At 75.2% G+C, this 8945-nt stretch carries 5 protein-coding genes and 1 pseudogene; 5 read left to right on the plus strand and 1 reads right to left on the minus strand.

All coding sequences use genetic code 11. The annotated features are described in order from the left end of the window. Positions 1-28: 28 nt before the first annotated feature. The 4 genes from ACIO9J_RS25080 (at position 29) to ACIO9J_RS25095 (ending at position 6511) form a co-directional block, all read left to right on the plus strand. Positions 29-895, plus strand: a complete 867-nt coding sequence (locus tag ACIO9J_RS25080; protein WP_402003742.1) for an ABC transporter ATP-binding protein — start codon at positions 29-31, stop codon at positions 893-895. Continuing rightward, positions 892-3036 carry an FtsX-like permease family protein gene (locus ACIO9J_RS25085; protein ID WP_402003745.1) on the plus strand — a complete coding sequence of 715 codons (2145 nt, stop codon included), beginning with the start codon at positions 892-894 and terminating at the stop codon, positions 3034-3036. The genes ACIO9J_RS25080 and ACIO9J_RS25085 overlap by 4 nt, the downstream gene beginning before the upstream one ends. A 178-nt stretch (positions 3037-3214) precedes the next feature. After that, positions 3215-4057 (plus strand): nitrilase-related carbon-nitrogen hydrolase, encoded by an 843-nt coding sequence (locus ACIO9J_RS25090; RefSeq protein ID WP_402003748.1) that lies wholly within the window; start codon positions 3215-3217, stop codon positions 4055-4057. A gap of 729 nt (positions 4058-4786) precedes the next feature. Then, the gene (locus tag ACIO9J_RS25095; protein ID WP_402003751.1) at positions 4787-6511 is read left to right on the plus strand and encodes a bifunctional 3'-5' exonuclease/DNA polymerase; all 1725 of its coding nucleotides are present in this window, start codon (positions 4787-4789) and stop codon (positions 6509-6511) included. A 6-nt stretch (positions 6512-6517) separates the two neighbouring features. On the opposite strand, the gene ACIO9J_RS25100 is transcribed toward ACIO9J_RS25095, so the two are convergent. Then, on the minus strand, positions 6518-8536 hold the full coding sequence (locus ACIO9J_RS25100) for a tetratricopeptide repeat protein (protein WP_402003754.1): 2019 nt from the start codon (positions 8534-8536) through the stop codon (positions 6518-6520). Here ACIO9J_RS25100 and ACIO9J_RS25105 point away from each other — a divergent pair. Beyond that, positions 8501-8945, plus strand: a pseudogene (locus ACIO9J_RS25105) (hypothetical protein); the annotation flags it as partial. The gene ACIO9J_RS25100 and the pseudogene ACIO9J_RS25105 sit on opposite strands and share 36 nt — an antisense overlap.

The following is an 8945-nucleotide window of genomic DNA, read 5'->3' on the forward strand; positions in this document are numbered from 1 at the left end:
GCGGGCCGCGCGGCGCTTGGCTTGGCCCATGAACGAAACAGCCGCCCGCACCCGCCTCCTCGCCCGCCGCTCCGCGGGACGAGACCCCCGTCCCGATGCCTCCGAGGCGGCCGTACGCCTGCGTGCCGTACGCCGCAGCTACCGCGACGTCGTCGCCCTGGACGGGGTGGATCTCACCGTCCGCGCCGGGAGCTTCGTCGCGATCATGGGGCCCTCCGGTTCCGGCAAGTCCACGCTGCTCCAGTGCGCCGCCGGGCTCGACCGGCCGACGTCCGGGTCGGTCGAGGTGGGCGGCACCGAACTGACGGGGCTGAGCGAGCGGCGCAGGACGCTGCTGCGCAGGGACCTGATCGGCTTCGTCTTCCAGTCGTTCAACCTGCTCCCCTCGCTGACCGCGGCACAGAACGTCGCGCTGCCACTGCGGCTCGCACGGCGCAGACCCTCCCGTGCGGAGGTCCACGAAGCGCTGGACCGGGTGGGCCTGGCAGGACGCGCCGGCCACCGCCCAGGCGAACTGTCCGGCGGCCAGCAACAACGGGTGGCCCTGGCCCGCGCCCTGGTGAGCCGCCCCGCGGTCCTCTTCGGCGACGAGCCGACGGGCGCGCTCGACACGACGACGAGCCGCCAAGTCCTCACCCTGCTGAGGGAGTTGGTGGACCACGAGGACCAGACGACGCTCATGGTCACGCACGACCCGGTGGCGGCCTCGTACGCGGACCGGGTGGTGTTCCTGGTCGACGGCAGGGTGCAGAGCGAACTGATCCACCCTCGCGTGGAGGAGGTGGCGGGGCGGATGGCCACGTTGGAGGGGCGGACGGGGAGCGGGCGCGTCGGGGACGCGGCCGGCGGGTTCCCGGCCAGCGCTCACGGCGATGCCGAAGGAGTCCGGCGATGATCGTTCTTGCCTCTCTGCGGGCGCGTTGGAGCAGTCTGCTCGGTGCCTTCGTCGCCGTTGCCCTCGGTGTCGGGCTCGTCGCGGCCATGGGGCTCGGGCTCGACGCGAGTCTCGGGGCGCCGGAGCGGGCGCCGGTGCGGTTCGCCGGGTCGCCCGTGGTCGTCATGGGGCAGGACACGCTGACCGTGCCCGTGCGGCGCGGGCCCGCGACCGGGAACGTGTCGAAGCCGCTCGCTCATCCACACCCTGTGGACATCGAACTTCTGCGCGACCTCCGGCGGCTCGGCCCGGTACGCCTCGACGGTGACAGGCGGGACGCCGTCGGCATCGACGCACCCGCGTCCGCCGTGCGCGACGCGGTCGGGGACCGGGCCCTCGTCCTCACCGGCGACGACCGCCGCCGCGCCGACCCCGGCACCGCACGGGACGCCGAGGCACTCGTGGCCGTGAACGCCTTCCTCGGCACGGCCGGCGGGGTCGCCGCGTTCGTCTCCGTCTTCGTCACGGCGTCGACGTTCGCCTTCGTCGTGGCGCTGCGGCGGCGGGAGTTCGGGCTGCTGCGGATGGCGGGGGCGACGCCGGGACAGCTGCGCGGACAGCTCGTCGGGGAGGCGCTCGCGGTGGGCGTCGCGGCCTCCGTCGCGGGCTGCGCGCTCGGCGTACGGTCCGCTCCCCTGCTGGGTGACGCCATGGTCGACGCGGGCATCGCACCGCACTGGTTCACGATCCAGGGCGCCACCTCACCCTTCGCCTGGCCCTGCCAACTCGCCTTCTGGACCGGCCTGTCCGTCGTACTCGCGGGCGCGTGGAGCGCCTCGCGGCGGGCCGGTCGCATCACCCCCGCGGAAGCGCTGCGCGACGCGTCCGTGGACAGCGGCGTGATGCCGTGGAGCCGCCGCCTGACCGGCACGGCACTGCTCGCCCTGGCGCTCGGACTCCTGGTCAAGGACCTGTCGACGGACCCGTCCGCGCTCCTGAAGCGCAAGACGTACACGACCCAGCCGATGATCCTCATCACGGCGGCGGCCGCGCTCGCACCGCTGCTCGTACGCCCGGTCGTCCGCGCCCTGCGCCTGCCGGGCGCCATCGGCCTCCTCGTCCGCGAGAACTCCACGGCGTCCGTACGCCGCACCGCCGCCGTGGCCGCCCCGGTCCTGGTGACGGTGGCGCTCGCGGGCAGCCTGCTCGGTTCGGCGCAGACGGTGGGCGCCTCGAAGGCGACGGAGGCGCGACGCCAGACGTCGGCCCAACTGATTGTGACGGGCGAGGAGTTGAAGCCCCTCGCCGAAGGCGGGATACCGGGGGTGGCCGACGCGTCCCCGTCCGCCACCACCGCCGTCTTCGTACGGGAAGAAGGCAGCGCCCTGGTCCGCTCGGACGCGCGAGCGGTCGGTGACGTGGCCGCGTGGGCCGCCACGTCGCGGCTGCCGGTGGTGGCGGGCGACGTACGGGACCTGGACGACCGGTCCGTCGTCGTCAACGAGGAGTGGGAGAAGCACCGGGTCGGCGAGCGCGTCGACGTGTGGCTCGGGGACGGACGCCCCGCACGGCTGCGGATCGCGGCGGTGCTGGCGCGCGGGACCGGGAACAACGGCGCGTACGTCACGGCGGTGCGGGCCGGGACCCTGCCGGTGGACCGGATCGACGTCACCCTGAAACCGGGCGCGGACCGCGCCGGGGCGGCCGCCGCGCTGGCGTCGGCGAGCGGTGGGCAGGTCCGCACCGCGACCCAGTGGCTGGCGGCGACGCAGCCGGGCACCAAGCCCCAGACCCGCCTGGGCCTGCTGATGCTGCTCGGCATCTCCCTCGTCTACACGGCGATCTCCCTGGCGAGCACGCTGTTGATGGCCGCGTCGGTGCGGTCCGGCGAACTGCGCTCCCTACGACTCGCAGGCGCCACGTCCGCGCAGGTGCGGATGGTGGTGGCCGGTGAGGCGCTGGTGGCGGTGGCGGTCGGCGCGCTGCTCGGACTCGTGGTCACGGCGGTCGGCCTGGGCGGTCTGGCGGCAGGTCTGGCCCGGCTCTCGGCGCCGGTCGGGATGGCGGTGCCGTGGGACGTGGTGGGTGCGGCGGCGGGGGTGTGCGCGGTGGTGGCGGCGACGGCGGGGGTGGTGGGCGCGGGCGCGGGCCGGAAACGGTGAGGCCGGCCGGAGGCGCCCGGTCGGGGCCGGACGCACGGTCCCGCCCGGCCCGTGGCCCCACCGGGAACACCGGGCCCCACCGGTCCCCCCACCCCTGCCCAGAACACCCGACCACCTCACCGCCCCGTCCGGGCCCTCCCGGCGTGCGGGGGCCGGTGGGCGCTGCGAGGCTCGGGGCATGCGAGTGGCGCTGGCGCAGACCGACTGCGCACTGGGTGAGGTCGACGAGAACCTGGAGACCGCGCGGGACCAGGTGGCGCAGGCGGCCGCCCAGAACGCGGACCTCGTGGTCTTCCCCGAGCTGAGCCTGCACGGGTACCACCTGGGCGGGCTGAAGAGGGACACGTCGGTCACGACGGACGACCCGCGCCTGCTCGCGCTCACGGAACCGGGCGGACCCGACGTGCTCGTCGGCTTCCACGAGCACACGAGCCTGCGCGCGTACAACACCTCCGCGTACTACGCGTCAGGTCAACTCCTCCACGCACACCGCAAGTTGTACCTGCCCAACTACCTGGCCTGGGAGGAGCGCAAGCACGTCAGCCCCGGCCAGCACCTGCGCGCGTACGACCTGCCCGGCGGGCACGGGCGGGCGGCCACGCTCGTCTGCAACGACGCCTGGCAGCCGGTCCTGCCGTGGCTCGCCGTGCAGGACGGCGCGGAGGTCATCGTCGTCCCGACCAACAGCGCCGCCAGCCTGGACCCCGAGGCGATGGACACGGGCCTGTACTGGGACACGCTGCTGTCCTACACGGCGCGGATGCTCCAGTGCTGGGTGGTCTTCGTGAACCGGGTCGGCAACGAGAACGGGGCCTCGTTCTGGGGCGGTTCACGCGTCGTCGACCCGCGCGGCACGGTGGTCGCGCAGGCGCCGAAGTGGGAGCCGGGCCTGGTGACGGTCGACATCGACTTCCACGAGGCGCGGCGCCAGCGGCGCGCGGTGCCGCTCGTCGCGGAGGCGCGGCTGGGTCTGGTGGACCGGGAGGTACGCAGGCTGATCGACGAGGGCGGCGACAGTTGAATCCCTCTGACCGGCCCCCACCCCCTCCCTCCCGCACCTTCCTCGCCCCCGTGGCAGGCCCCCCTCGGCACCACGCCTGATGCCCCCGCTCCTCCCCCTCGGCGCCGGGGTGCCCCGTGCCCCACGCCCCCGTACTCGCCCCTCGGCACCGTGGTGCCGTGCCCACCCGTGCCGCCCCAGCGGCACGATTGCCCACGGCGGAAACTCCTCGCGCCCGGCGCGACGGACCAGGTGCCTGCGGCGGCGCGATGGGGTGGGTGGGGGAGGCGGCGGGCCCCTTCACCCAGCCCGGCGGACCACGTGCCCGCGACCGTGCGGCGCGGCGGGGCGAGTGAGCGAGGCGGCGGATCCCTTCATCCAGCACGGTGGCAGGGGTGCTTGGGATGCGTGAGAGGGAGGCGGCGGGCTTCTTCACTCGGTTCAGCGGTGCAGGTGACAGGGATGGCGGTGCCGGGCCGCAGTCGCAAGCGGGCGTTGCAGCGCGGCTGCGGCCCGGCGACGGGAACCCCCACCGGGCCGCAGCCGCGCAACCGGCCCGAGGGGACGCGGGGGTATGTCTGCCCGGAGCACAAGCAGCCACGAGCCGAGGTGCATAACAACAACGGCTCACCGGGATAGCGAGGACGGACATACCCCCGCGGCCCCGCCCCCAAGACGAACAAAGCGCACCCGCCCAAGCCGCCCCGCCAGCACCCGCCCGATGTCAGTACCGAGTGCGAGACTCGACGCATGAGTGATCGGTGGGTCATCGCCCCGACCGAAGGCGCCGGTGCCGAGCTGGTCGTCCTCGGGGAGGACTGCCTGCCCGCGGGGCCCGTCCTGCGCGAGCCCGACCTCGCGGAGGCCGTCCGCAGCCGCCCCCACGTCACCCGCTGGATCTGGCGCTCCACCCCCGCCGTCTACCCCCGCCTCCTCGCCGCCGGCACCCGCGTGGACCGCTGCTACGACATCGAGGCCGCCGAGCTCCTCCTCCTCGGCCACGAGGGCCGCCTCGGCGAACCCCGCTCCGCGGCCGCCGCCCTCGCCCGCATCCGCAACACCCCCGTACCCCCGGACCCCCCGCCCCGCGCCGCGGAACCCGGCTCCCAGGACTCCCTCTTCCTCTTCGAGCCCCACCCGGGCGGCAGCACCCCCCTCCCCCTCACCGACCTCGTCGAGGTCTACGCCGAGCAGCAGCGAAGACACGACGCCACCGCCCACCCCGGCCGCATGCGCCTGCTCACCGCGTCCGAGTCGGCGGGCATGCTGGTGGCCGCCGAGATGACCGTCGCGGGCCTGCCCTGGCGCGCCGACCTGCACCGCGACCTCCTGCACGAGATGCTCGGCGAGCGGTACGCGGGCGGTGGCGAGCCCCGTCGCCTCGCGGAGCTCGCCGACGAGGTGTCCGCCGCGTTCGGCCGCCGCGTCCGCCCCGACCTGCCCGCCGACGTCATCAAGGCGTTCGCGCAGGCCGGCATCAAGGTGACGTCCACCCGCCGCTGGGAGCTCGCGGAGATCGACCATCCGGCGGTGAAGCCCCTCATCGAGTACAAGAAGCTGTACCGGATCTGGACCGCGCACGGCTGGAGCTGGCTCCAGGACTGGGTCCGCGACGGCCGCTTCCGCCCGGAGTACACCCCGGGCGGCACGGTCAGCGGCCGCTGGACGACCAACGGGGGCGGGGCGCTCCAGATCCCCAAGGTGATCCGCAGGGCGGTCGTCGCCGACCCGGGCTGGCGGCTCGTCGTGGCCGACGCCGACCAGATGGAGCCCAGGGTGCTCGCCGCGATCTCCCGCGACCGGGGCCTGATGGAGGTGGCGGGCAGCGAGGAGGACCTCTACACGCGCCTCTCCGACCGCGCGTTCTCCGGCGACCGCGACCACGCCAAGCTCGCCCTGCTCGGCGCGGTCTACGGGCAGACGTCGGGCGACGGCCTGAAGAACCTGGCGGCGCTGCGCCGCCGCTTCCCGCTGGCCGTGGCGTACGTGGACGACGCGGCGAAGGCCGGCGAGGAGGGCAGGCTCGTCAGGACGTGGCTCGGCAGGACGAGCCCGCCGGCGGCGGGGGCGGGCGAGAGCGACGAGGCGGGCATCCCCCAGGAGCCCGCGCCCGGCGCGGGCGCACCCGGCTCGTCCGCCCAGGACACCGAGTTCACTCCGGGGTACGCATCGGTCAACTCCCGTGCCCGGGGCCGCTTCACGCGGAACTTCGTGGTGCAGGGCAGCGCCGCGGACTGGGCGCTGCTGATGCTGGCCGCGCTGCGGCGGACGATCGCGGAGTCGGGCCTGCGGGCGCGGCTGGTGTTCTTCCAGCACGACGAGGTGATCGTGCACTGCCCCGAGGAGGAGGCGGCGCAGGTGACGGCGGCGGTGCGGGCGGCCGGTGACCTGGCGGGCCGCATCGCGTTCGGCGAGACGCCGGTGCGTTTCCCGTTCACGATCGCGGTGGTCGAGTGCTACGCGGACGCGAAGTGACCGGGACTACCGCGCCGTCAGCAACTCCCTGAGTTCGTCCGCCACCTTGCTGTCCGTTCCGTCCAGCGCGCGCAGTGCCGACTCCCACTGTGCGTACGCCGCCGCGCCGCGCCCCGCCGCGGCGAGCAGCAGCCCGTGCTGGTGCCGGGCCAGTCCGGCCATGTGCGTGTCGCCGCGCTGCTCGGCGCGGTCGAGGAGCACGGCGCACTCGCGCCCCGCGTCCGCGTGGCGGTCGAGTTCGCGCAGGGCGCGGACCAGGCCGAGGCGGGCCTGGGAGGCGCCGTGCCAGTCCTCGTACTCGTCGTGGATGCGCAGGCTCTCCTCCAAGTGGGCGAGCGCGGCGGCCGGTTCGCCGAGGGTGAGGTGGGCGTAGCCGATGTTGCAGTGGGCGGACTGGCGGACGATGACGTGGCCGATGGCCTCGCCGATCGCGAGACTGCGTTCGTGGTGGGCGATGGCGGCGCGGGCGTCCGTGTGCTCGTAGAGGTTGCCGAGGTGGCTGAGGGTGACCGCCTCGCTGAGCGGGTCGGCGAGTTCCTTGGCGAGGGCCAGGCTCTGGTGGAGGGCGTCGGCGGACTCCTCGTACCGGTCGAGGCCCTCCAGGAGGAGACCTCGGTTGTTGAGGCCGCGGCGTACGCAGGAGACGATGCCGAGCCCGCGCCACAGGGCGAGGGCCTCGTCGTTGAGGGCGAGCGCCTCGCTCCCCCGGCCCGACATGTAGTGCGTGCCGGCGAGATCGGCGAGGGCCTGGGCCTCGTCGGCGGTGTCGCCCTGACGGCGGGCCGCGGCCACGGCGGCGGCGCCGAGCGTGGCCAACTCGGTGAGGCGGCCGCGCCGTTGGAGGTACGGGAATAGGCAGCGGACCAGGACGGGGATCAGCGCGGACGTGTCGTGGTACCGCTCGGCGAGGGCGACGATGTTGTCCAACTCCGTGTCGCCCCAGGCGAAGGCGGCCTCCATGGACAGCGGCGCGGGCGCGGCGACGGGCCCGAGGCGTGCCGCCACGCCCCGCAGCCGGTCCGCCCGGTCGAGCCCGTCGGGGACCATCGCGAGGAGGCTGCGCCGCGCGGACTCCGCGTACCAGCGAAGGGCGGTCCCCGCGACGCGTTCGACGGACGGTCCCGCGCCCTCCGGTCCCCCGGGGGCCTGCGCCGCCTCGCGGGCGAAGTCGCGGACGAGGTCGTGGGGGGCGTACCTGCCGTAGGCGGTCTCTTCGAGGAGGGCGACGTCGACGAGGCGGTCGAGCGCCGCGCCCGCGCGGAGTTCGTCGGTGTCGAGGAGGCGGGCGAGGAGCGGCACGCCGTACGTCGGCAGGTCGAGCGCGCCGATCCTGGCGAGCGCGCGGGCCGCGTCGCGGTCGGCCTGGCGCTCCGACGTGCGCAGGGCGTCGAGGGCGACGGAGAGGGAGCAGCGGACGCTCAGGTCGTCGTATTCGAGGTGGTGCAGGCGGCCGCCGCTGTCCGTGAGGAGTTCGGCGAGCGCGTCCGGGGTGAGGGCGCGGCGCGCGGCGAGCCGGGCGGCGACGATGCGCAGGGCGAGCGGGAGGCGGCCGGAGAGCCCGATCAGGGGGTGCCCCGCGTCGAGCCCTTCGCGTCCGGAGACGGCGCGCAGGAGGGCGGCGCTGTCCCCCTCGGAGAGCGGTTCGAGGGGGAAGCGGCCGGCGCCGTCGAGCGCGGTCAGCGGCGAACGGCTGGTCACGATGACCGCGCAGCCGGGCCCCGCGGGCAGCAGCGGGCGCACCTGGGCGGCGGTCGCGGCGTCGTCGAGGACCATCAGCGTGCGGGTGGGCGCGAGCAGCGAACGCAGCAGCGCGCTGGCCGCGGCCGGGTCCTCGTCGTCCTCCGTGGCGCGGCGCGGTTCGGCGCCGAGGTCGCGCAGGAGCGAGGCGAGGGCCTGGGCGGGGGTGAGGGGGGTCATGCCGGGGGTGGCGCCGTGCAGGTGGACGTAGAGCTGTCCGTCGGGGAACTCCGCGCGCAGTCCGTGCGCGACGTGGACGGCGAGCGCGCTCTTGCCGACCCCGGCCATGCCGGACACGACGGCGACGGACCGGCCCCCGGTGAGCCCGTTCCGCAGGGCGCGGACGGTGTCGCCACGGCCGGTGAAGTGGGCGGGTGCGGGCGGCAGCTGAGCGGGCAGGGTCTCCCGCACCCCACCACGCCCGACCCCACAACCACCCCCACCAGCAGCGGCCCGCCCCCCACCGGCTCCACTACCACTGCCACCGCCGCCGGCGCCCTTCACACCGTCGCCGTCCCCGTCCCCGGCACCGGCACCGGCACCCTGCACACGCTCGATGCCACTGGCCCCGACGCCCTGCACACCGTCGCCGCCATCGACACCGGCACCCTGCACACCCTCAACGCCACCGCCCCCGACGCCCTGCGCACGCTCGGCGCCACCGCCACCGCCACCGGTGCCCTGCGCAGCCTCGACG

The sequence above is a fragment of the Streptomyces sp. NPDC087300 genome (assembly GCF_044744425.1).
In the GTDB taxonomy this organism is placed as follows: domain Bacteria; phylum Actinomycetota; class Actinomycetes; order Streptomycetales; family Streptomycetaceae; genus Streptomyces.